We start from the raw sequence: 22,508 nt of genomic DNA, 5'->3' as shown, positions 1-22,508 counted from the left end.
CGGTCCATCAGGCCGCCCAGGGCCCGGCACCCCTGCCGTGCCCCAGGTCGGCGCCACGATCCCGCCGCTCGAGCGCACGATCACGCTGCCCGACATGGTCGCCTACGCCGGCGCGACCTGGGACTGGTACCAGAGCCACTACGACCCCGACTACGTCGCGGCCAAGAAGCTGCCCGGTCCGGTCGTCGACGGCCAGGTCTTCGGCGCGCTGCTCGTCGAGATGCTGCAGGACTGGCTCGGCCCGCAGTGCTTCGTGCAGCGCATCGACTTCACCTTCCGCAACCTGATGTTCGCCGGGGAGAGCGTGCGCTGCGAGGGCGAGGTCACGGCTGTGGCCGAGGACGACTCGTGGGTCGACGTCACGATGACCGTCACGACGCTCGGCGCGGGCGGGCGTGACGAGCGCTTCGCGGTCAAGCCCGCGTCCGCCCGCGCGCTGCTCGGCCGCGCCGACGGGACCGGTCGCCCATGAGCGCCACCACCAGCACCGCGACCGGGGCGGCGATCGTCGGCGTCGCGGAGTCCGACCTCGGGGTCACGAACCTCTCGATCCTCACGCTGCAGACTCAGGCCATCACCCGGGCCCTGGCCGACGCCGGGCTCACGCTCGCCGACGTCGACGGCATCGCCACGACGGGCGTCTCGCGCTTCTCGGCGACCCAGGTCGCCGACCACCTCGGGCTCGAGCCGCGCTGGACCGACTCGACCTTCGCCGGTGGGTCGGCCTACGAGATGATGGTGGCCCGCGCGACCCAGGCGATCGAGTCCGGCCAGGCCAGCACGGTCGTCATCAGCTTCGCCTCCAACCAGCGCTCGGCCGCCTCCCGCAGGCTCGGCGGCGTCACCGAGGACCACACCCCGGAGGCGCAGCTCGAGACGCCCTACGACCCGCTCTTCCCGCTGTCGTACTACGCCATGGCGGCCCAGCAGTACCTGCACCGCTTCGGGGGCACGCACGAGCAGCTGGCTGAGATCGCGGTCGCCGCGCGCGAGTGGGCCCTGCTCAACCCCGCGGCCTATCGGTACCGGGCCGGCTCGCTCACCGCCGCCGACGTCACGTCGTCGCGCCTGGTGAGCAGCCCCCTCACGGTGGCCGATTGCTGCCTCGTGACCGACGGCGGCGGAGCGGTCGTGCTGACCTCGCTCGAGCGGGCCCGCGACCTGGCCAAGCCCGCCGTCCGGGTGCTCGGCTACGGCGAACGCACGACCAACACCTCGATGACGGCGGTGCGCGACCTCACGAGCACGGGTGCCGTCGGGTCCGGTGCCGACGCCTTCGCCCGCGCCGGCGTCACGCCCTCCGACGTCGACGTGCTGGAGGTCTACGACTCGTTCACGATCACGGCCGCGCTGAGCATCGAGGCGCTCGGGTTCTGTGGGCGGGGCGAGGTCCTGGACTTCATCGCCGGCGGCCGCATCCGCCCGGGCGGGTCCCTCCCGCTCGACACCGCGGGCGGGGGTCTGTCGTACTGCCACCCGGGCCAGTACGGGGTCCTGCTCCTGGTCGAGGCCGTCCGCCAGGTCCGGGGCGAGGCCGGCGCGCGGCAGGTGCCGGACGCCGAGATCGCGGTCGCGCACGGCACCGGCGGCATCCTGTCCACGCACGCGACCGTGGTCCTGGGGGCCGACCGATGACTGACCAGCCACAGCACCTGCCCGACGTCCCGGCCGCCGACGACCTCACCGCACCGTGGTGGGACGCGACCCGCGAGCACCGGCTGACGGTGCAGCGCTGCGACGGCTGCGCGGCCGTGCAGCACCCGCCCCGTGCGGTCTGCCTGGCGTGCGGGACCCTCGGCGGCCTGAGTCAGGTCGACGTCTCCGGCGCCGGCGAGGTCGACTCCTTCACCGTCGTGCACCGCGGTCCGCGACCCGATCTCGCGACCCCGTACACCATCGCCCGTGTCCGCCTGGCCGAGGGACCGATCCTGCTGACCCGGATCCACCCCCACCAGGAGGTCGCGATCGACGACCCGGTCGAGGTGGCCTGGTGGGACCTGCCCGACGGTCGCGCCCTGCCGGTCTTCCGGCCCCTGAACCGCACGAACACCACACCCTGAGGAAGGCACCCGTCATGGACTTCAACCTGAGCGAGGACCACCGCGAGTTCCGCAAGCTGCTGCGGACGTTCGTCGACAAGGAGATCGTCCCCGTCGCCCGTGAGTGGGAGCAGTCCGGTCGCTACCCGACCGAGATCGTCAAGGGCATGGCCGACATGGGCCTGTTCGGCATGACGATCCCCGAGGAGTTCGGCGGCATCGACCTCGACCCCGTCTCGTTCGCGCTGGTCTTCGAGGAGATCTCCCGCGGCTGGATGGGCATCGCGGGCATCCTCGGCAGCCACTCGCTGAGCTGTCGCATGCTGGCGATGCACGGCACCGACGCGCAGAAGCAGGAGTACCTGCCGCGGCTCGCGACCGGTGAGCTGCGCACGGGCGTCGGCCTGACCGAGCCCGATGCGGGCACCGACCTGCAGGGGATCCGCACGACGGCGCGTCTCGAGGGCGATCACTACGTCGTCTCGGGCGCCAAGATGTGGATCACGAACGCGCGGTACGCCAACCCGCTGCCGGTGCTCGTCAAGACCGACCCGGAGGCCAGCCCCCGTCACACGGGCATGAGCATCCTGCTGATCGACTCGACCTCCGAAGGCTTCACGGTCACCAAGGACATCGCGAAGCTGGGCTACAAGGGCACCGAGTCATGCGAGATCGTGCTCGACAACGTGCGCGTCCCGAAGGAGAACCTCCTCGGCGGCGTCGAGGGCGTCGGCATGAAGCAGGCCCTCTCGGCCCTGGAATGGGGGCGGGTCAACATGGCCGCCCGCTCCACCGGTATCGCGCAGCGTGCGTACGACGAGGCGCTCTCCTACGCCAACCAGCGCAAGGCGTTCGGTCAGGCGATCGGCGAGTTCCAGTCGATCCAGCTGCAGCTCGCCTCGATGGCCACCAACCTGCAGGCGGCGCGACTGATGGCCTACTGGGCGGCCGACGCGGTGCGACGCGGCCGCGCCGACGTCGAGACCGGCATGGCGAAGATCTTCTGCTCCGAGGTCGCCCTCCAGGCCTCGATCGACTCGATGAAGGTGCACGGCGGTTACGGCTACTCGACCGAGTTCGAGGTCGAGCGGCTCTACCGCGACTCGATCCTGATGAGCATCGGTGAGGGCACGAACGACGTGCTGCGCACGGTCGTCGCCAAGCAGCTGCTGCGCGGCGACACGGTCGTCCGATGACCGGCGTCGACGCGCTGCCCCGCTCGTACCTCTACGTGCCGGGCAACGCCGAGGCCAAGCTCGCCGGCGCACTGGGCCGCGGAGCGGACGCGATCATCGTGGACCTGGAGGACGCGGTGCCGCTCGCCGAGAAGGAGGCGGCGCGCGAGAGCGTGGTGCGGTGGATCGGCGCCCTTCCCGCGGGCCTGACCACCGAGGTCTGGGTCCGCGTGAATCCCGGCGTGCTGCGGGAGCTGGACGTCGCGGCGCTGGCGGGCCTGGCGGGCCTGACCGGTATCGCGCTCGCGAAGGCCGAGAGCCGCGACGACGTCGAGGCGGTCGCCGCCCAGCTCGTGGCGGCCGGCGACACGACGACCCGGCTCATGCCGGTGGTCGAGTCGGCGGTGGCGGTGCTCGGGGTGGGGCCGATCGCGGCGGGTCCGCGGGTGCACCAGCTGCAGATCGGCGAGGTCGACCTCGCGGGTGACACCGGCATCACCCCCGGTGAGGACGAGGTCGAGCTGCTGACGATGCGCACGATGGTCGTGCTCGCGAGCGTCGCGGCCGGCATCGCGCCGCCCGTCGGGCCGGTCTCGCGCATCACGGCCGATCCCGAGGCACTGCGCCGTTCGACCGAGCGCGTGCAGCGGCTCGGGTTCGTCGGCCGTGCCTGCATCCACCCCGCCCAGGTGTCCGTCGTGCACGAGGTGTTCAGGCCGGCCGCCGAGGAGGTCGAGGAGGCACGCACCGTGCTCCGGCTCCTGGACGAGGCCGAGGCGACCGGCAGCGGCGTGGTCCTGGACCCGCAGGGGCGCCTCGTCGACCCGGCGGTCGTCGCCGGGGCGCAGCGGACCCTCGCCCTCGCGCGGCGAGGGGGTGCCTGATGCCGCGCCCCACCGAGCTGGACCTGACCGACCTGGACGCGCAGCCCTGGCGCCAGGTGCCGATGCCCGGTTCCAACGGTGGCATCGAGCTGGTGCCGCTGGCCGCACCCGAGGGTCACTTCACGATCCTCGGCCGGTTCCCGGCCGGCTTCGAGCGTCTGACCCCGGGCGGCTACCACGCCTCGGAGGAGGTCCTGCTGCTCGACGGTGAGCTGGAGCTCGAGGGCCGCACCTACCGCCGGGGCGACCTGGTGGTCGTGCCCGCGGAGTTCCTGCGGACCGACATGCGTTCGCCGCAGGGCTGCGTCGTGCTGGCGTGGTTCGCCGGCCCGGCCGCCTTCCGGCCGGCGGACGCGCTCGAGGCGTGCACCGACGTGATCACCTCGGTGCACGTGTCGGACGCGCTCGGCCCGGGCGACTCCGGGCCGCTGATCAGCTCGGGCGTCGCGGCCTGGTCGGTCGGGGACGAGCTCGTCGCGGGGGCGTCGGGCCCGGTCCTGGAGGTCGTGGGAGCCGGTCTGGACCGGTGGGCCCACGACCCGTCCGATCCGCCGGCCGCGGGCGACCTCGTGCGCCGGGGCGCCTGAGCCGACGGGCTCAGGCGTCCCAGGCGGCGACGACCTCGTCGACCGAGGTCAGCCAGCCGAATCCGAAGCCCATCGTGTTCAGCGCGTGGTCGTGCCGCGAGGCCTCGAACTCCGCGCAGGCGTCGGCGACGACGTGCGTGCGGTAGTCGCGCTGTCCGGCGTCGCGCACGGTGCTCTCGACGCAGATGTTCGTCGTCACGCCGGCCACCACGAGGTGCTCGATGCCCAGCGTCGTGAGCACCGGCTCGAGCTGCGTGCCGTAGAAGGAGCTGGGGCGGGACTTGTCGATCACGACGTCCCCGGCGTGCGGGGTCAGCTCCTCGACGATCTCGGCGTCCCACGACCCCGCGACCAGGGCGTCGACCTCACGCATCGCCGGCACGAGCTCGTTCGGCAGCAGCCCGCCGTCGCGGTAGTCGGCCATGTAGACGTAGCGCGTGAAGACCACCGGTACGTCGGCGGTCCGCGCCGCGTCGACGAGCTTCTGGCAGCCGGCGACCGCCGGAGTCAGCGCCTCGTGCGGCATCCCGATCGCGGCCATCGACCCGTCGGGGTGCAGGAACGAGTTCTGCATGTCGATGATCATCAGGGCCGTGGACTGGCGGGGGATGGTCATGGGCGTCCCTTCGTCGGAAACTGTCTGATGAATCTTACGTCCGGGCTGGACCAGCGCGGGGGAATGGTGCCACCGCGGGGCGGGAGGTTAATTCCAGGTCACGTGGGTGGGAGAGTCATTGACAGGGGTCGATATGTCTGATGTATTCGGACGCATGACGACCGCGGCGCGCTCTGCACGGGTCGCGACCCGTCTGGACCCGCGCTGGAGCGGGGTCGGCGGCATCTTCGGCGGGCACGTGTTCGCCCGGCTGGCCGACGCCGCCGTCGCGGTCGCGCCGCACCGCCTCGCGGCGCTGACGGTCTGCTTTGTGGCGTCGGTCCAGGACGGCCCGGCCGAGGTCGACGTCGACGTGGTGCACGCCGGTCAGCGCACCGCCACGAGCCGGTTCGCGCTGGTCCAGCAGGACCGGTTGCGGGCCCACGGGGTCACCGAGCACACCCGGCCCGGTGAGCCCCACATGTGGGCCGACCGCCGCGAGCTGCCACCGCGGCCGGCGGTCGGCACACCCCCGGCGGACGGCCAGCTCGAGCTGGTCTTCCGCGACCGCTTGGACCTGGTCATCGTCGAGAACTCGCGCGAGGGTCGACCCGGCGGAGCCTGGGTCCGGCTGCGGGAGGCGCCGGCCGAGGTCTCGGTCGAGTCGAGCGAGGCCGCCCTGGTCACGGTGCTCGACGCGATGCCCCCGGCGCTGTACTCCCGAGAGGTCGCGCCGACCTTCGTGCCCACCCTCTCCTTCTCGGCGCACTTCCGCACCGATGTCATGGTCGATCCGACAGCATGGATGTTCCTCAGTCATGCCACGACCTGGGCGTCGGGGTCGACGTGCATCGACGATGCCTCGGTCTGGGACGCCGGCGGCCACCTCCTGGCCCACGGGCGGCAGACGCGCGCCGTGCGGTGGCCGGCATGACCGGCGTGACCGGCCCGGTGACCGTCCGGCGCGACTACGTCGACGTCGCTCACGGGCAGGTGCACCTGCGCCAGGCGGGGGCGGAGACCTCGTCACCGACGCTCCTGTGCCTGCACATGAGCCCGGCCTCGAGCCTGGTCTACGAGAACGTCATGGCCGAGCTCGGACGCTCGCGCCGCGTGATCGCTCCCGACACGCCGGGCTTCGGTGCCTCCGACTCCCTGGCCGAGCCCCCGGAGATCGCCGACTACGCCGAGGTCATGGCCGAGCTCCTGGACGCGGAGCGGGCACGCGGCGGTGGCCCGGTCGACCTGCTGGGCTACCACACGGGGTCGTTGATCGCGCTCGAGCTGGCCGTGCGGCGACCGGACCTGGTGCGGCGGGTCGTGACGATCTCGATGCCGGTCTTCACGGCCGCCGAGCTCGCGCACTTCCGTGCGGTCTACAGCACCGACCCGATCTTCACCGAGGACGGCCAGACCCTCCTGGCGAAGTGGCGATGGTTCGTCGAGTTCTTCGGCGTGGGCCGGGTCAACACCGTCGAGGACGCGGGCCGGATCTTCCTGGCGCGCCTCTCGGGCGGCCCCCGACACTGGTGGGGCCACCACGCGGCCTTCCGGTACGACGTCCCGGCGGCGCTCACCCGGCTCGCGAGACCACTGACGGTGCTCAACCTCGATGACGACCTGACCGTGCAGACGCGACGCGCGGTCGAGCTCCTGCCGGCGGGCGCCGTCGTCGAGCGGCCGGAGTGGACCCACGGATTTCTGGACCACGACCCGGCAGGGGCCGCCCGAGCGGTGACCGACCTGCTGGACCGAGAGGATGGATGACATGACGGATCTGGGTGTGCTGGATGGGTTGACGGTGGGTGTGCTGGGGGGTACGGGTGCGCAGGGGCGTGGTCTGGCGTTGCGGTGGGCTGCTGCGGGTGTGCCGGTGGTGCTGGGGTCTCGTGATGCGGGTCGGGCTGAGGTGGCGGCTGCAGAGCTGGTGGAGCTGCTGGCCGAGGCGGGGTTCGCGGGTGCTCGGGTGTCGGGTGCTGACAACGCCGCGTGCGCGGCGCGGGCTGACGTGGTGCTCGCGGCGATCCCGTGGGACGGTCACGCTGAGCTGTTGGCGTCGTTGGCGGACGAGCTGGGCGGCAAGGTGTTGATCGACTGTGTGAATCCGATCGGGTTCGGCAAGACGGGTCCGTTCCCGTTGGAGGTGGCTGAGGGCAGCGCGGCGCAGCAGGCGCAGGCGGTGCTGCCGGGTTCGCGGGTGATCGGGGCGTTCCACAACGTGTCGGCGGTGGTGTTGGCGGATCTGTCGCGGGTCGAGGTCGACACTGATGTGCTGGTGATGGGTGAAGACCGTGCTGATGTCGATCTGGTGATCGCTCTGGCTGACGTGATCCCGGGAGTCCGGGGTCTGTTCGGTGGCCGGTTGGCGAATTGCGGTCAGGTCGAGAAGCTCACGGCGAACCTGATCGCGATCAACCGCCGGCACAAGACTCATGCGGGTATCCGCATCACCGGTCACGGACTGTAGTCACATGACCGCCACCGCTCTTCCGTTCCCCTCGTTCCCCGTGGGCGAGGTCGCTGTGCCCACCGAGCGCGAGGTGCGGCGTGCGGTGCTGCGGGCCGAGGCGGGCAAGAGCCTCGACGTTGCCGAGGTCACGAGCCTTCTCGCGGCTGGCGGTGAGTGGTTGGACCGGCTGATGGCCGTCGCCGCGCGGGTGCGGGATGCCGGGCTGGAGGCCGTCGGGCGCCAGGGAACCGTCACCTATTCGCCGAAGGTGTTCGTGCCGGTCACGCGCCTGTGTCGGGACCGGTGTCATTACTGCACGTTCGTGGCCACGCCTGCCCAGGTGGAGCGGGACGGGCAGAGCCTGTTCCTGAGCTTTGACGAGGTGGTGGAGATCTGCCGTCAGGGCGCCGAGCAGGGCTGCACGGAGGCGCTCTTCACGTTGGGTGACCGGCCGGAGGACCGGTGGCCCGAGGCCAAGCAGTGGCTCGAAGAAGCGGGTTACGACTCCACTCTGGAGTATGTCCGCGCCCTGGCGGTCCGGGTGCTGGAGGAGACCGGGTTGTTGCCGCACCTGAACCCCGGTGTCATGAGCTGGGCGGAGATGAACCGGCTCAAGCCCGTCGCCCCCTCGATGGGCATGATGCTGGAGACCACGAGCGAGCGGCTGTTCGCCGAGAAGGGGCAACCGCACTACGGGTCCCCGGACAAGGACCCGGCCGTCCGGCTGCGGGTGCTGGAGGATGCGGGCCGTCTGGGCATCCCGTTCACCACGGGGATCCTGGTCGGGATCGGGGAGACGTTGACCGAACGGGCTGAGAGCCTGTTCGCGATCCGGCAGGTCCACCGTGAGCACGGGTCGATTCAGGAAGTGATCGTGCAGAACTTCCGCGCCAAGGACGCCACCGCCATGCGCAGTGTGGACGACCTGGGCCTGGGGGAGTACCTCGCCGCGGTCGCCACGGCCCGCGTGATCCTCGGCCCGGGGGTGCGCATCCAGGCGCCGCCGAACCTGGTGGACCTGGACGAGTGTCGGGCGTTGTTGGCGGCGGGGGTGGACGACTTCGGTGGCATCAGCCCCGTCACGCCGGACCACGTGAACCCGGAGCGCCCGTGGCCGGATCTGCACGTGCTCGACAGCGTCTGCGAGTCGGCGGGTTTCGACCTCAAGCCACGGCTGACGACGCATCCGGAGCTGTTGGATGCCCCGTGGGTCGACCCGCGCCTGCGGTCCCATGTCGACGCCCTCCGAGGTGCCGACGGTCTGCTGGCTGAGGGCGCGACGCCGGTCGGCATGGTGTGGCAGGAACCCGATGGCGGCCTGGTCACCACCGGCCGCTCGGACCTGCACGCGAGCATCGACACCACCGGCCGCACCGGCGACCGTCGTGGTGACTTCGACGAGGTCTATGGCGACTGGGCCGTCCTGCGCGACAAGGTCCGTACCGCCCCGGGTCTGCTGGGCGCGGCGCTCGGCGCCGATGTGACCTCGGCGCTCGTGGCGGCCGAGTCCGACCCGGCCGGGGTCTCCCGCGAGCAGGCGTTGGCGCTCATGACCGTCCCGGAGGGTCCCGCGCTCGAGGCGGTCTGCGCACTGGCGGACGACCTGCGCCGCACCGCGGTCGGCGACCTGGTCGGCTACGTGGTGAACCGGAACATCAACTTCACCAACGTCTGTTACACCGGGTGCCGGTTCTGCGCGTTCGCCCAACGCAAGACCGACGCCGACGCCTACAGCCTGTCGTTCGACGAGATCGCGTCGCGAGTCGTCGAGGCGCGCCAGGCCGGTGCCACGGAGGTCTGCATCCAGGGCGGGATCGATCCCGAGCTGCCTGCCGACACCTACGCCCGCATCGCGCAGACCGTGAAGCAGGCCGATCCCGACATGCACGTGCACGCCTTCTCACCCATGGAGGTCATGAACGGCGTCGCCCGCACCGGCCTCTCCGTGCGTGAGTTCCTGCTGAGCCTGAAGGAGGCCGGGGTCGACTCGCTCCCGGGCACGGCCGCCGAGATCCTCGACGACGAGGTCCGTTGGATCCTGACCAAGGGCAAGCTCCCCACCGCGGCGTGGGTCGACGTCGTCACCACCGCCCACACGATCGGCCTGCCGACGACGGCGACGATGATGTATGGCCACGTCGACCACCCCGGCCACTGGGTCGACCACATCCGCCTCATCGCCGACCTGCAGCGCCAGACCGGCGGATTCACCGAGTTCGTGCCGCTGCCGTTCGTGCACCAGTCGAGCCCCATCTACCTTGCCGGCGTCGCCCGCCCCGGCCCTACCGTCCGCGACAACCGCGCCGTCCACGCCCTGTCACGGATCCTGCTGCACGGGCTGATCGACCACGTCCAGTGCTCCTGGGTCAAGCTCGGACCCGACCAGTGCACCCAGGTCCTCAACGGTGGCGTCGACGACCTCGGCGGCACCCTCATGGAAGAGACCATCAGCCGCATGGCCGGCTCCACCAACGGCTCACGCAAAGACGTCGACGAGCTCGTCGCCATGGCCCACCTCGCCGGCCGCCCCGCCACCCAACGCACGACCCTGCACGAGCACCTGATCTCCACCCCCGACCTGGCTGGCGAGGTCGCGACGTGAATGCGTGGACCGCGGTCGTGGTCGCCAAGCCGTGGCGTTTCGCGAAGTCGCGCCTGCGGACTCCGGACCGCGCTCGGCTGGCCCGGGCGTTCACCCTCGACGTCCTCGAGGTGGTGACCCAGTCGGCCGCGGTCGGCCGCGTCGCCGTGGTCTCGGCGGAGCGGGGTCTCGTCGGGGAGGCGCGTCGCCACCAGGTCGCCCTCGTGGCGGACCGGCCCGGCGGCACGACCGGGGGTCTGAACTCCGCGGTCAGCCTGGGGTGGCACTGGGCCCAGCGCGTGGCGCCGCACGACCCCGTCGTCATCGTCCCGGCGGACCTGCCCTGCCTGACCCCGGAGATCCTCGACGTCACGCTCGCGACGATGGGCCGGCACGAGCGCGCCTTCGTCCCCGACCTCGCTCGCGGTGGCACGACGCTCGTCTCGGCGGTCCGGCCCGTCGAGCTGCGATCGGCCTACGGACCGTCCTCGGCCTCCCGGCACGAGCGTCTGGGCCTGGTGCGCCTCGACGGCGTCGACCACGCCGTCCGCCGCGACGTCGACACGCTCGACGATCTCGCCGAGGCCCGCCTCCTCGGTCTCGGACCCCGCACCTCCGCCGCGAGCGCCGACACCCCCGTGGCGACCCGCCCCTGACCCTTGCCGCCCGCGGGGGGACGCAGTCTGAGGGTTTGTGGTGGTGCCCCGGGCATGTCTGAGGGTCTGAGGGTGTGGGGGCACCCTCAGACCCTCAGACTCCGTCCGCCGGGCGACCACGAACCCTCAGACTCGGTCCGGCACGGGGGTCAGGGCTGAACGTCGACCTGCGCCGACAGAGCGCGCCCGTGAGCCGTTGCCAGGGCGAGGAGCCGCTGCACGAACATGCCGGCCTCGACCGCGCGGTGGGAGGGGGCTCGCACGCCGACGGTCTCGCCGACCGTGACCTCGACGTCGTCGGGCACCTCGGCCAGCGCGAGCAGATCGGCCACCTCGGCCTCGGTCACCGGGAACCCGCGCACGACGGAACCGGCATCGGCGAGGGCCTCGACGACGGCGTCGCGGGAGCCGAGCCCGAACAGGTCGCCGTCCTCGTCGCGGATGATCGCGGCAGCTCCCGGGCCGTCGTCGGCGGTCAACAGGTGGGCGGCCAGACCGCGCATGACCACGACGGGGCGGCCACCGAGCTTGCCGGACGCGAGCTCGGCGCCGCCGGCGACCTCGTCGGCGACGGCCGGCGCGGTCACCACGAGCGGCTGGCCGTGGGTGTCGGTGCGCCCGGCGAACGACTCGACCGGCACGATCCCGGCGCAGCCGATCGCGATGTCGGTCTGTCCGACCCGCCAGGCTCGGCCGGCGGTGTCGCTCACGACGACCCCGACCGTGCGGCCGGTGACCTCGCGGAGCCGGGAGCGGATGCGGCGGGCCTCCCCGTCGGGATCGACGGGCAGGGGCAGGAGGGTGCCGGGGCCGGTGTTGGAATTGTCGATGCCGGCTGCGGCCATCGTGAGCCCGTGGTGCGTGCGGACGATCACGGTCTGTTCGCGTCGGGCGACGACCCGGTCGGTCTCGTCGGCGAGCAGCTCGTCCTTCGCGCGGGTCGTGGCCAGACCGAGGCTCTTGCTGACGACCTTCGAGGTCACCACGACGACGTCGCCGTCGGCCAGCTCGGTCAGCGACGCGACGATGGCGGCGAGGTCGTCGCCGGGCCGCACCTCGCCGATGCCGTCGACCGGGGTGAAGCTCAGCGCGTCAGCCACGGACGAGTCCTCGCGCCAGGTCCAGCGTGTCCTCGGCCAGGCGCTGGGTCGTCGCGGCGTCCCGCATCCAGAGCGGGACGGCGCGCGCGCTGATGCCGGCGCCGGTGATGCGGGGGAGCAGGTCGGCGTCGGACTCGTCGACGAGCCACCCGTCCAGCACCCCGTCGCCCGACCGCGAACCGTGCAGCTCGGCGACCGCGGCGGCGCTGTTCTCGACGTTGAGCCCGGCGAGCAGCTGGTCGGCCATGCCGCGGACGGCGCCGCCGTCGATGATCGGCGACACGCCCACGACCGGCGCGACGCCGCCGCGCAGGGCCTCGCGCACGCCCGGCACCGCGAGGATCGGTCCGACCGAGACGATCGGATTCGACGGCGGCAGGATCACGACGTCGGCGAAGGCGATCGCCTCCTGCACCCCGGGAGCCGGGCGGGAGGTCTCGATGCCACGCTGCGTGACCGCGTGCACCGGCACCGAGGCCTGGTGACGGATCCAGAACTCCTGGAAGTGCAGGTCGACGTCCTGGCCGTCGACCGTGGTCGAGATCCACGTCTCGACCTCGTCCTCGGTCATCGGCAGGAGCCGGATGCGATCCAGGTCCGTCCCAGGGGCCCAGCGTCGGCAGAGCCGGTCGGTCGCCTCGGTCAAGCCGGCTCCGCTGCGCAGCAGGTCGGACCGGACCAGGTGCGTGGCCAGGTCGCGGTCACCCAAGCCGAACCACGCCTGGGGCGCGCCGTAGGCCGCGAGCTCCTCCTTGGCGTTCCACGTCTCCTGGGTCCGCCCCCAGCCGCGGCCGGAGTCGATGCCGTCGCCCAGGGTGTACATCACGGTGTCGAGGTCGGGACACACACGCAGCCCGAACAACCAGAGGTCGTCAGCGGTGTTGGCGACGACCGTGATGTCGTCGTCGGGGGCCGTGGCGGCGAGCAGCCCGCGGATGAACCGGGAGCCGCCGACCCCGCCGGACAGGACGACGATGCGCATCTGACCATCCTCCCAGACCGGGGTGCGCGGGTGTGGACGCTGCCGTCGCGCTCTGCGAGGGTGGCGTCGTGGCCCCCCAGATCACGAGCTCACCCGTCCGCGTCGGTGACCTGACGTTCGACACCCGTCAGGTGGGCGAGCCCGGCGGCACGCCGGTCATCCTGCTGCACGGGTTCCCGGCCACGTCGGCGACCTGGTCCGGGGTGCTCCCCGTCCTGGCCGAGGCCGGGTGCTGGGCCGTCGCGCCGGACCAGCGGGGCTACTCGCCCGGCGCGCGCCCGCCGCAGGTCGAGGACTACGCCACCGACCTGCTCGCCGCCGACGTGATCGGCCTGGTCGACGCGCTCGGTGCCTCGACCTTCCACCTCGTCGGGCACGACTGGGGCGCCAGCGTCGCGTGGCTCGTCGCCTCGACGTACCCCGACCGCGTCGCCTCGCTGACGGCGGTCTCGGTGCCGCACCTCGGGTCGTACGGCCGGGCCGTGCACACCGATCCCGAGCAGCGACGCATGTCGTCCTACTACGCCGAGTTCCGCCGGACCCCGGACATGGCCGACGTCCTGCTCGCCGACGACGCCCGCCGACTGCGGGGGGTCTACGGCGACCTGCCGGGCGATCTGGTGGAGACGTACCTGCAGCACCTGCGCCGGCCGGGGGCGCTCGACGCCGCGCTCCACTGGTACCGGGCGATGACGTCCGGCCTCGGCGCCACGGAGAACGTCACGGTTCCGACGACGTTCATCTGGAGTGACGCCGACGAGTTCATCGGACCGGTCGCCGCGCACGGGTGTGGCGAGTTCGTCGACGCCGACTTCCGCTACGTCGAGCTCGAGGGGGTCTCGCACTGGGTGCCGGAGCTGCGGCCCCACGTCGTGGCCGCTGAGATCCTGCGGCGCGTGGCGAACGCCTAGCCTGCCGCGGCCTGGGTCAGCTCGCGCAGCTCGGCGGCCGTCACGTTGGCGCCGAACGCCGGGGTGCCGGGCTCGAGCCTGACCCCGTCGGCCAGGCGGCCGATCGTCACGGGGTCGAATCCGAGGTCGTCGACGAGTGTCGAGACGGCCGCGACGTCGGCCGGGTCGTCGCCGGCGACCGCGATGGCCTTGCGTCCGTCGGCGCCGCGGGGCCGCGCCTCGTCCTCGAGGTCGTGGTAGCCCATGTGGTTGAACGCCTTGACCACACGGGAGCCCGGCAGGTGGGCCTGCACGATCTCGCTCGTCGACGTCGCGGGGTGGGCCAGGTCGTCGCGCAGCCCGTCGACCTCCCACCAGTAGTTCATCGCGTCGATCACGAGCGTGCCGGCCAGGGCGTCGGGGTCCAGCCGCTCGTGCTTGCCGAGCGGCAGCGCCAGCACGACGACCTCGGCGTCCGCGACCGCCGTCGCGGCGTCGACGGCCACGGCCCCGGGAGCCAGGATCTCCACCGTCAGGGCGATCGCCGGGGCCTCGCGCGAGCTGGCGATCCGGACGTCGTGCCCCGCCTGGACCGCCAGCCGGCCCAGGACGAGCCCGACCTTGCCGGCGCCGAGGATGCCGATCGAGGTCACGAGGACACCGCGACCTCGTTCTCGGCGAGCAGCTCGCGCACGCGCGGCACGACCTCGGTGCCGTACAGCTCGACGGCACGACGACGCGCGGACGCCGGGATGCTGCCCTGGCTGTAGATCAGGTCGAACCGGCCCACGTCGAGCTGGCCGAGCGCGCCGGCGATGCGGCGGGCGACGGTCTCGGGGGAGCCGACGTACATCGACCCCTGGGCGACCTCGGACTCGAAGTCACGGCGGCGCAGCGGCGGCCAGCCGCGCTGGGACCCGATGCGGTCGTGCAGCACCTTGTAGCGCGGCCAGATGATCTCGGCGGCCTCGGCATCGGTCTCGGCGACGAAGCCGGGCGAGTGCATGCCGACCGGCTGCGGCGTCGTGCCGAGCTGCGCGGCCGCGCGCCGGTACAGGTCGACGTAGGGCGCGAACCGCGCGGGCGGGCCGCCGATGATGGCCAGCATCAGCGGCAGGCCGTAGCGGGCCGCGCGGATGACCGACTCGGGTGATCCGCCGACGCCGACCCAGGTGTCGAGGCGGCCGGACTCGGTCTTGGGGTGCACGTCGGCCTCGTGCAGTGCGGCGCGGGTCGTGCCCTCCCAGGTCACGGGCTTCTCCTCGAGGAGCTGCGTGAACAGCTCGAGCTTCTCCTCGAACAGGGTGTCGTACTGCGCCAGGTCGTGGCCGAACAGCGGGAAGGACTCCGTGAACGAACCGCGGCCCAGGATGACCTGCGCGCGACCGTTCGACAAGGCGTCGACGGTCGAGAAGCGTTGGAACACCCGCACCGGGTCGTCCGACGACAGCACCGTGACGCCGGACGCGAGGGTGATGTTCTCGGTGCGGGTCGCGATGCCGGCCAGTACGGTCTCGGGGCTCGAGATCGCGTACTCGGGACGGTGGTGCTCCCCGAGCGCGATGACGTCGATGCCCACCTGGTCGGCCAGCACCGCCTCGTCGAGGACCTGCCGGATCGCCTGGGCCGGCGTCAGGAAGGCGCCGTGGTCGTCCTCCGGCACGTCGCCGAAGGTGTCGATCCCGAAGGTCACGGTCCGCATGGGAACTCCCGTCGCGTCAGTTGAAGGTTCACCTACCGTAACCATCTGGCGCTCTCAGCATTCCTGCCGGCGTAGGCCCCGTGGGACTCGAACCCACAACCCGCGGATTAAAAGTCCGCTGCTCTGCCAATTGAGCTAGAGGCCCTGACGCGTCACAGTGTGCCACCGGAGAGGGCCTGGCGGGCACGTCGGTCTGCTCGGGACGCCATTGCGCCAGGTGGGCGATTTGGCCCTCGAGCCGCAGGGTCAGCGATACCCTGGGGACCCGGGGGGAGAAGCGAGCGAGGGCATGACGGAACCGTTGGACGAGCGACTGCGCGATGACGCAGCGCTCGACGAGATCGAGCTGACGAGCCGTCTGATGATCGCCGCGACCTCGAAGGACTCCCCGCTCACGCAGGCTGAGGTCGATGAGGTCCTCGGCATCTCCCGCGACTGACCCCACGGGGCAGGTGCCGCGTTGGTGACCGGGCGGTGAACCCCTAGCATGGTCACGGCCAACTGACCGTGGACAGGAGCTGGGCGTGCGCTTCCGCATCCGACCGGTGGAGACGTCGTTCTACGACCTCTTCTCCGAAGCCGCCAACCACCTCGTGGCAGGCGCTGACCTGCTGGCGAGCATCCTCGAGGAGGGCGTCGACCGCGAAGCCCTGTCCGAGCGCATGCGCGAGGCCGAGCACCAGGCCGACGAGACGACGCACCGCATCGTCCGTCTGGTCAACAGCACGTTCGTCACGCCCTTCGACCGCGAGGACATCTACTCCCTCGCCGGGGCGCTCGACGACGTCATGGACTTCATGGAGGAGACGGTCGACTCGATCGTCCTCTACGACGTCAGCGAGTTCCCGCCGTACTTCGCCGAGCAGCTCGACGTCCTGCAGCGCGCCTGCCGGCTCACGGCCGACTCGATGCCGCGCCTGCGCACCATGAAGGACCTCGACGAGTACTGGATCGAGATCAACCGGCTCGAGAACGAGGGTGACCGCAACCACCGCCGCATCCTCGCGCACCTGTTCGGCGGCTCCTACAAGGCGATGCAGGTCCTCAAGATGAAGGACGTCGTCGAGTCGGTCGAGCAGGGCATCGACGCGTTGGAGACCGTCGCCAACGTGGTCGAGCAGATCGCCGTCAAGGAGTCCTGACAGGTGGACATGGTCCTGTCGATGGTGATCGCCGTCGTCGTGATCGCCCTGGTGTTCGACTACACCAACGGCTTCCACGACGCCGCCAACGCGATCGCCACGTCGGTCTCGACCAGGGCGCTCACCCCACGGGTGGCGCTGGCGATGGCGGCGGTGCTCAACTTCGTGGGCGCGTTGCTGGGGGTCGAGGTCGCCAAGACGATCCAAGGCATCATCGACATCGACGGGGCCACGAGCGTCGCCGACGCTGACCGCGCCCACGCGCTGACGATCGTCCTCGCAGCGCTGATCGGCGCGATCACGTGGAATCTCATCACCTGGTACTTCGGCATCCCGTCGTCGTCCTCGCACGCCCTGATCGGCGGCATCGTGGGCGCCGGTCTCGCCTCCGCCACGAGCGTCTCGTGGGAGACGCTGGTCGAGAAGGTCGCGATCCCGATGGTGCTCTCGCCGCTGCTGGGCTTCTTCGGAGCCTTCGCGTTCATGACGGCGATCATGTGGGTGTTCCGCCGGGCCAATCCGCACCGGGTCTCGCGCGGCTTCCGTCACGCGCAGACCGTGTCGGCGGCCGGCATGTCGCTCGGCCACGGCCTGCAGGACGCCCAGAAGACCATGGGCGTCATCGTGCTGGCGCTCGTCGCGGGCGGGTTCCACGACGGTGACGGCGTCCCGTTCTGGGTCATCGTGGCCGCTGCCTCGGCGATCGCGGCGGGCACCTACTCGGGCGGCTGGCGCATCATGCGCACGCTCGGCCGGCGCATCATCGACCTCGACCCGCCCAAGGGCTTCGCCGCCGAGGGCGTCGCGGCCACGGTGCTCTACGTCATGGCCATCGGCCTGCACGCGCCGGTGTCCACGACGCACACGATCACCTCGGCGATCATGGGCTCGGGGGCCACCAAGCGGTTCAGCGCCGTGCGGTGGGGCGTGGCCCGGGGCATCGTCGTCGCCTGGATCGTCACGATCCCGGCCGCCGCGACCGTGGCGGCCCTGACCTACTTCGTCGCCCGCACCTTCCTCCCGTAGTCCCGCGATCTCGCGAGCTCTGCGAGCGACGATCGCGGGAGGTCGAGTAGCCCACCGGCGAAGCCGGTCAGCTGTACCGAGACCCGGTCAGGTGACGGCACCCGGCTCTACCGGGTGGTGGCCCCGGGTGCCTTCAGGCGCCGGCCCCGGAGCCACCGCGTGGTCTCCGCGTGCCCGTCAGGTGCGGGGGTCTCGATACGCCGGCTCGCGAGAGCTCGCCGAGCACTCGACCAGCGGGGGCGGCGGCCTCCGCCTGCCGTCAGGTGCGGGGGTCTCGATACGCCGGCTCGCGAGAGCTCGCCGAGCACTCGACCAGCGGGGGTGCCAGCCGCCGCCTGCCGGCAGGTGCGGGGGTCTCGATACGCCGGCTCGCGAGAGCTCGCCGAGCACTCGACCAGCGGGGGCGGCGGCCTCGTACGCCGAAGGCCCCCGCCTGGCGGCGGGGGCCTTCGGTCCCGTGGTTGGCGCTATGGGGAGCCGACCGGGTTTCGTCTGTCGGACCGGCTTCGCCGGTGGATCGCTCAACCTGGGTTCGCGTTCGCTCGCTGGCGCTCGCTCAGCTCACCCAAAACGGCCCTGGATGTAGGACTCGGTGGCGGGGTTGTCGGGGTTGGAGAAGATCTTCTCGGTGCGGCCCGACTCCACGAGCTTGCCCGGCTGGCCGACGCCCGCCAGGTTGAAGAACGCCGTGTCGTCGCTGACGCGGGCCGCCTGCTGCATGTTGTGGGTCACGATGACGATCGTGTACTCGGTCTTCAGCTCGTGGATCAGGTCCTCGATCACGCTCGTCGAGATCGGGTCCAGGGCCGAGCACGGCTCGTCCATCAGCAGGATCTCCGGCTGAACCGCGACGGCGCGGGCGATGCACAGGCGCTGCTGCTGACCGCCGGACAGGCCCGAGCCGGGGCGCGACAGACGATCCTTGACCTCGGCCCACAGGCCCGCCTGGCGCAGCGCGCGCTCGACGGTGTCGTCGGACTCGGACTTCTTCATCTTCTTGCTGTTGAGCTTCTGGCCCGCGAGCACGTTGTCGTAGATGCTCATGGTGGGGAACGGGTTCGGGCGCTGGAACACCATGCCGATCAGGCGTCGCACGTTGACCGGGTCCATGTCAGGGGCGTACAGGTCGGTGCCGTCGACGAGGACCTTGCCCTCGACGTGCGCGCCCTTGATGACCTCGTGCATGCGGTTCAGCGAGCGCAGGAAGGTCGACTTGCCGCAGCCGGACGGGCCGATGAAGGCCGTGACCGACTTGGCCGGGATCGTGATGTTGACCCCTTCGACCGCGAGGAAGTCCCCGTAGTAGATGTTCAGGTCCGAGACGTCGATGCTCTTGGCCATCGGTTTTCCTTTCAGAGCCCGAGCCGCGTGGCGCGACCGGTCAGGACGAGAGGGGGGCGGGAGGGGACGGGGCGCGTGCTCATCGCTCGCCCTTGGGGGAGAAGAAGTAGCTCACGGCGCGCGCGATCAGGTTGAGCACCATCACGATGATGATGAGCACCAGGGCGGCCCCCCAGCCGCGGTCGATGCTCGCCTCCGGCGGCACCCCGGGGAACTTGACCGAGAAGTAGGTGAACACCGGCAGGGTCGTCATCCGCTCGGAGAACAGGTTGAAGTTCACCGAGTCGGTCAGTCCGGCGATGATGAGCAGCGGAGCGGTCTCACCGATCACGCGGGCGATCGCAAGAGTCACCCCCGTCACGATGCCGGAGATCGCGGTCGGAAGCACGACCTTGACCACGGTGCGCCACTTCGGCACGCCCAGGGCGAAGGACGCCTCGCGCAGCTCGTTCGGCACGAGCTTGAGCATCTCCTCGCAGGCGCGCACGACGATCGGCACCATCAGCACCGCCAGGGCGACCGCGCCGCCGATGCCGAGCCGGATGCCCTCGCCGAAGAAGATCACGAACAGGGCGTAGGCGAAGAGTCCCGCCACGATCGACGGGATGCCGGTCATGACGTCGACCAGGAACGTGATCCAGCGCGACAGCCGGTTTCCGTCGCCGTACTCGACGAGGTAGATCGCGGTGAACAGGCCGATCGGGACCGAGATCACGGTGGCGGCCGCGGTGACCAGGAGGGTGCCGACGAGCGCGTGGTAGATGCCGCCGCCCTCGCCGACGACGTTGCGCATCGAGTAGGTCAGGAACTCGGCGTTGAGCTGCGGCGCGCCGCGGCTGATCACCAGAGCCAGGATCGAGCCGAGCGGGATGAGCGCCAGACCGAAGGCGCTCGCGACCAGCAGGGTCACGGTGCGGTCGGCCGCCTTGCGGCCACCCTCGACCACGCGGGACGCGATCGGCAGCGACCACGTCAGCAGCCAGCCGATCAGCACGGCCTGGGCGATCGACAGGCTCGTGCCGATCACGAGGGCGATCGTGATCAGGGCGGCACCGGCGACGAGGGTGCGGGGCAGCCAGGTGGGGAGCTGGTCCTCGTGCAGCAGGCTCTGCAGGTCCGGCTCGGGGTTGCGCTGGAGCGTCGTGGTCATCAGTTGGCTCCCGAGAAGTCCTTGCGGCGCTCCACGATGGCGCGCGCGGCGAAGTTGGCGGCGAAGGTGATCACGAAGAGCACCAGGCCCGTGGCGATCAGCACGTTGGTGAAGGTGCCGAACGCCTCGGGGAACTGCAGGGCGATATTGGCGGCGATCGTGCTGGGGTTGGTGCTGCCGATCAGGTTGAACGTCACGATGCCGGAGGCCGACAGCACCATCGCGACCGCCATGGTCTCACCCAGCGCGCGGCCGAGGCCGAGCATCGAGGCCGAGACGATGCCGGAGCGGGCGTAGGGGAAGACCGACATGCGCACCATCTCCCAGCGGGTCGCCCCGAGGGCCAGGGCGGCCTCCTCGTGCAGGCGGGGGGTCTGCAGGAAGATCTCGCGGCAGATCGCGGTGATGATCGGCAGGACCATGACCGCGAGCACGAGGCTCGCGGTCAGGATGCTGTTGGCAGAGACGCCACCGGACGGGTTGCCCGCGAAGAACGGGATGAAGCCGAGGTTGTCGGCGAGCCACTGGTAGAAGGGCGCGAGCTCGCGCGAGAGGAACAGCAGGCCCCAGAGGCCGTAGACGACCGACGGCACCGCGGCCAGCAGGTCGATGACGTAGCCGAGGGTCGCGCTGAGGCGACGGGGCGCGTAGTGCGAGATGTAGAGCGCGACGCCGATCGCGACGGGCACGGCGATCAGGAGTGCGATGACCGCAGCCCAGACCGTGCCGAACACGAGCGGCCAGACGTAGGCGAAGAAGCCCTTGCCGCCGGTCTTGCCGCCGATCTCGTCGGCGGAGGCGGTGATTCCGGGCAGGCCCTCGAGCGTCAGGAAGATCGCGACGCCCAGCAGAGTCAGGAGAATCAGGATGCCGGCGCTCGTGGAGAGGCCTTCGAAGATGCGGTCGCCTGGACGGCGAACGGGGCGAGGGGCCTGCTTCTCCCGCTCGGTCGTGCTGCTCACGGCGCTCCTTCTTTCGCGAGAACTGCTGGGTGGGGGTGGGTGGGGCGGACCCCGAGGAGGCCGGCCGGTGAGGTCTTCAGACTCTCACCGACCGGCCTCCGAGGGAATCAGCTGGCCGAGATCGTCTCGACGGCCGACTTCGCCTTGTCGGCGATGTCGCCACCGATCGGCGCGGCGCCGGCGTCGGCCGCGGCCGTCTCCTGGCCCTCAGAGCTGACGAGGTAGCTCAGCCAGCCCTTGACGAGATCGGCCTTCTCGGCGTCCTCGTAGTTCTGGCAGGCGATCGCGTACGAGACCAGGACGACCGGGTAGACGCCGGACTCCTCGGTGGCGCGATCGACGGCGATCGCGAGGTCGGTCTCGCCGCGCCCCTCGACCGGGGCGGACTTCTCGAGGATCGCGGCAGCGGCCTCCGGCGAGTACTCGGTGAAGGTGTCGCCGACCTTGACGGCGACCGTGGAGAGGCCGCCGGCCTGGCTGGCGTCGGCGTACGTGATCGAGTTCGCGGTGGCCTTGACACGGTCGATGACGCCCGCGGTGCCCTGAGCGCTCTCGCCCTCCGGGGTGGGCCAGGTCTCGACCTCGCCCGCGCTCCACGAGCCGCCCGAGGTCTCCTCGAGGTAGGCCGTGAAGTTCTTCGTGGTGCCGGAGTCGTCCGAGCGGTGCACCGGGATGATGGGCGCCGAGGGAAGGGTGGCCTCGGGGTTGTCCGCGACGATGGCCGGGTCGTCCCAGCTCGTGATGGTGCCCTCGAAGATGGCCCCGATGGTCTGGGAGGACATGTTGAGGGAGTCGACGCCCTCCAGGTTGAACACGACGGCGATCGGGCTGACGTAGACCGGGACCTCGATGATCTCGCCACCGCAGCGATCCTGTGCCGCCGCGAGCTCCTCGTCGTCGAGGTAGGCGTCAGAACCGGCGAAGTCGACGCCTCCTGAGATGAACTGCTCACGGCCGCCGCCCGAGCCCACCGGGTCGTAGTTGACGGTGGCGTCGGAGTTCTCGGTCTGGAAGGCGGACTTCCACGCCGCGACGACGGCCTGCTGCGAGCTGGCGCCGGCGCCGTTGAGCGTGCCGGACAGCGTGCCGGAGCCCGAGTCCGAGCCGCCGTCCTCATTGCCGGCGCCACAGGCGCCGAGCACGAGAGCAAGAGAGAGGAGCGCCGCGGCGGAGGCCGAGGTACGCAGGGTGTTGCGCTTCACGGGGGATCCCTTCAAAGGAACTGGGGGGACTGACGTGAGGACGCT

The 22,508-nt window shown here is 71.2% G+C and carries 24 protein-coding genes and 1 tRNA gene; 15 read left to right on the top strand and 10 right to left on the bottom strand.

Annotated features, from left to right (window positions below; translation table 11 throughout):
• Positions 1 to 37 precede the first annotated feature (37 nt).
• From KAG51_RS07090 to KAG51_RS07065, 6 genes are read left to right on the top strand one after another with little or no spacing between them, the layout of a single operon-like run.
• Complete coding sequence (locus tag KAG51_RS07090) at positions 38 to 472, top strand: MaoC/PaaZ C-terminal domain-containing protein (protein WP_290582070.1); 435 nt, start codon at positions 38 to 40, stop codon at positions 470 to 472.
• Positions 469 to 1,635, top strand: coding sequence for an acetyl-CoA acetyltransferase (locus tag KAG51_RS07085; RefSeq protein WP_290582068.1), 1,167 nt, complete (start codon positions 469 to 471; stop codon positions 1,633 to 1,635). The genes KAG51_RS07090 and KAG51_RS07085 overlap by 4 nt, the downstream gene beginning before the upstream one ends.
• Positions 1,632 to 2,060 carry an OB-fold domain-containing protein gene (locus KAG51_RS07080; protein WP_290582066.1) on the top strand — a complete coding sequence of 143 codons (429 nt, stop codon included), beginning with the start codon at positions 1,632 to 1,634 and terminating at the stop codon, positions 2,058 to 2,060. Before KAG51_RS07085 ends, KAG51_RS07080 begins: the two co-directional genes overlap by 4 nt.
• Before the next feature lie 14 nt (positions 2,061 to 2,074).
• Positions 2,075 to 3,235, top strand: a complete 1,161-nt coding sequence (locus tag KAG51_RS07075) for an acyl-CoA dehydrogenase family protein (protein WP_290582064.1) — start codon at positions 2,075 to 2,077, stop codon at positions 3,233 to 3,235.
• A complete protein-coding gene (locus KAG51_RS07070; protein WP_290582061.1) occupies positions 3,232 to 4,098 on the top strand; it encodes a CoA ester lyase in 867 nt (288 codons plus the stop codon). The genes KAG51_RS07075 and KAG51_RS07070 overlap by 4 nt, the downstream gene beginning before the upstream one ends.
• Positions 4,098 to 4,685, top strand: coding sequence for a hypothetical protein (locus KAG51_RS07065; protein WP_290582059.1), 588 nt, complete (start codon positions 4,098 to 4,100; stop codon positions 4,683 to 4,685). Before KAG51_RS07070 ends, KAG51_RS07065 begins: the two co-directional genes overlap by 1 nt.
• 10 nt (positions 4,686 to 4,695) lie before the next feature.
• On the opposite strand, the gene KAG51_RS07060 is transcribed toward KAG51_RS07065, so the two are convergent.
• On the bottom strand, positions 4,696 to 5,301 hold the full coding sequence (locus tag KAG51_RS07060; protein WP_290582057.1) for an isochorismatase family cysteine hydrolase: 606 nt from the start codon (positions 5,299 to 5,301) through the stop codon (positions 4,696 to 4,698).
• Between the two features lie 133 nt (positions 5,302 to 5,434).
• On the opposite strand from KAG51_RS07060, the gene KAG51_RS07055 reads away from it, so the two are divergent.
• Genes KAG51_RS07055 through cofC form a run of 5 tightly spaced genes read left to right on the top strand, consistent with a single transcriptional unit; the run spans position 5,435 to position 10,966 of the window.
• A complete protein-coding gene (locus tag KAG51_RS07055) occupies positions 5,435 to 6,214 on the top strand; it encodes a thioesterase family protein (RefSeq protein ID WP_290582056.1) in 780 nt (259 codons plus the stop codon).
• Positions 6,211 to 7,047: an alpha/beta hydrolase gene (locus tag KAG51_RS07050; protein WP_290582054.1), complete on the top strand. Its 837-nt coding sequence runs from the start codon at positions 6,211 to 6,213 to the stop codon at positions 7,045 to 7,047. Before KAG51_RS07055 ends, KAG51_RS07050 begins: the two co-directional genes overlap by 4 nt.
• A gap of 1 nt (position 7,048) precedes the next feature.
• On the top strand, positions 7,049 to 7,747 hold the full coding sequence (npdG, locus tag KAG51_RS07045; protein WP_290582052.1) for an NADPH-dependent F420 reductase: 699 nt from the start codon (positions 7,049 to 7,051) through the stop codon (positions 7,745 to 7,747).
• Positions 7,748 to 7,751: 4 nt separating this feature from the next.
• Entirely contained in the window at positions 7,752 to 10,331 is a 2,580-nt protein-coding gene (locus tag KAG51_RS07040; RefSeq protein ID WP_290582050.1) for a bifunctional FO biosynthesis protein CofGH, read from the top strand.
• Positions 10,328 to 10,966, top strand: a complete 639-nt coding sequence (gene cofC, locus KAG51_RS07035; protein WP_290582048.1) for a 2-phospho-L-lactate guanylyltransferase — start codon at positions 10,328 to 10,330, stop codon at positions 10,964 to 10,966. The genes KAG51_RS07040 and cofC overlap by 4 nt, the downstream gene beginning before the upstream one ends.
• Before the next feature lie 149 nt (positions 10,967 to 11,115).
• Here cofC and cofE read toward each other — a convergent pair whose 3' ends face one another.
• The gene (cofE, locus tag KAG51_RS07030; protein ID WP_290582046.1) at positions 11,116 to 12,066 is read right to left on the bottom strand and encodes a coenzyme F420-0:L-glutamate ligase; all 951 of its coding nucleotides are present in this window, start codon (positions 12,064 to 12,066) and stop codon (positions 11,116 to 11,118) included.
• Positions 12,059 to 13,048, bottom strand: a complete 990-nt coding sequence (cofD, locus tag KAG51_RS07025; RefSeq protein WP_290582044.1) for a 2-phospho-L-lactate transferase — start codon at positions 13,046 to 13,048, stop codon at positions 12,059 to 12,061. Before cofD ends, cofE begins: the two co-directional genes overlap by 8 nt.
• A gap of 68 nt (positions 13,049 to 13,116) precedes the next feature.
• Here cofD and KAG51_RS07020 point away from each other — a divergent pair, with 68 nt between their 5' ends.
• The gene (locus tag KAG51_RS07020) at positions 13,117 to 13,959 is read left to right on the top strand and encodes an alpha/beta hydrolase (protein WP_290582042.1); all 843 of its coding nucleotides are present in this window, start codon (positions 13,117 to 13,119) and stop codon (positions 13,957 to 13,959) included.
• Here KAG51_RS07020 and KAG51_RS07015 read toward each other — a convergent pair.
• From KAG51_RS07015 to KAG51_RS07005, 3 genes are all read right to left on the bottom strand, one after another.
• On the bottom strand, positions 13,956 to 14,591 hold the full coding sequence (locus KAG51_RS07015) for an NAD(P)-binding domain-containing protein (protein ID WP_290582040.1): 636 nt from the start codon (positions 14,589 to 14,591) through the stop codon (positions 13,956 to 13,958). The two genes, KAG51_RS07020 and KAG51_RS07015, sit on opposite strands and share 4 nt — an antisense overlap.
• Positions 14,588 to 15,640: an LLM class flavin-dependent oxidoreductase gene (locus tag KAG51_RS07010; protein WP_290582038.1), complete on the bottom strand. Its 1,053-nt coding sequence runs from the start codon at positions 15,638 to 15,640 to the stop codon at positions 14,588 to 14,590. The genes KAG51_RS07015 and KAG51_RS07010 overlap by 4 nt, the downstream gene beginning before the upstream one ends.
• A gap of 72 nt (positions 15,641 to 15,712) precedes the next feature.
• Positions 15,713 to 15,785: transfer RNA gene (locus tag KAG51_RS07005), tRNA-Lys, on the bottom strand.
• Between the two features lie 144 nt (positions 15,786 to 15,929).
• Here KAG51_RS07005 and KAG51_RS07000 point away from each other — a divergent pair.
• The 3 genes from KAG51_RS07000 (at position 15,930) to KAG51_RS06990 (ending at position 17,808) form a co-directional block, all read left to right on the top strand.
• A complete protein-coding gene (locus KAG51_RS07000) occupies positions 15,930 to 16,079 on the top strand; it encodes a hypothetical protein (RefSeq protein ID WP_290582036.1) in 150 nt (49 codons plus the stop codon).
• A gap of 85 nt (positions 16,080 to 16,164) precedes the next feature.
• Positions 16,165 to 16,782 carry a DUF47 family protein gene (locus tag KAG51_RS06995; protein ID WP_290582034.1) on the top strand — a complete coding sequence of 206 codons (618 nt, stop codon included), beginning with the start codon at positions 16,165 to 16,167 and terminating at the stop codon, positions 16,780 to 16,782.
• Between the two features lie 9 nt (positions 16,783 to 16,791).
• On the top strand, positions 16,792 to 17,808 hold the full coding sequence (locus tag KAG51_RS06990) for an inorganic phosphate transporter (protein ID WP_290582494.1): 1,017 nt from the start codon (positions 16,792 to 16,794) through the stop codon (positions 17,806 to 17,808).
• Positions 17,809 to 18,369: 561 nt separating this feature from the next.
• On the opposite strand, the gene pstB is transcribed toward KAG51_RS06990, so the two are convergent.
• From pstB to pstS, 4 genes are all read right to left on the bottom strand, one after another.
• Positions 18,370 to 19,149, bottom strand: coding sequence for a phosphate ABC transporter ATP-binding protein PstB (gene pstB / locus KAG51_RS06985; RefSeq protein ID WP_290582032.1), 780 nt, complete (start codon positions 19,147 to 19,149; stop codon positions 18,370 to 18,372).
• Positions 19,150 to 19,228: 79 nt separating this feature from the next.
• Complete coding sequence (gene pstA / locus KAG51_RS06980) at positions 19,229 to 20,299, bottom strand: phosphate ABC transporter permease PstA (RefSeq protein ID WP_290582030.1); 1,071 nt, start codon at positions 20,297 to 20,299, stop codon at positions 19,229 to 19,231.
• Positions 20,299 to 21,261, bottom strand: coding sequence for a phosphate ABC transporter permease subunit PstC (pstC, locus tag KAG51_RS06975; RefSeq protein ID WP_290582028.1), 963 nt, complete (start codon positions 21,259 to 21,261; stop codon positions 20,299 to 20,301). Before pstC ends, pstA begins: the two co-directional genes overlap by 1 nt.
• Before the next feature lie 107 nt (positions 21,262 to 21,368).
• Positions 21,369 to 22,463 carry a phosphate ABC transporter substrate-binding protein PstS gene (gene pstS / locus KAG51_RS06970; protein ID WP_290582026.1) on the bottom strand — a complete coding sequence of 365 codons (1,095 nt, stop codon included), beginning with the start codon at positions 22,461 to 22,463 and terminating at the stop codon, positions 21,369 to 21,371.
• Between the last annotated feature and the right edge of the window lie 45 nt (positions 22,464 to 22,508).

Source organism: Aeromicrobium sp. (assembly GCF_023146395.1).
Lineage (GTDB): Bacteria > Actinomycetota > Actinomycetes > Propionibacteriales > Nocardioidaceae > Aeromicrobium.
This window is presented reverse-complemented; position numbering and strand designations above follow the sequence as displayed.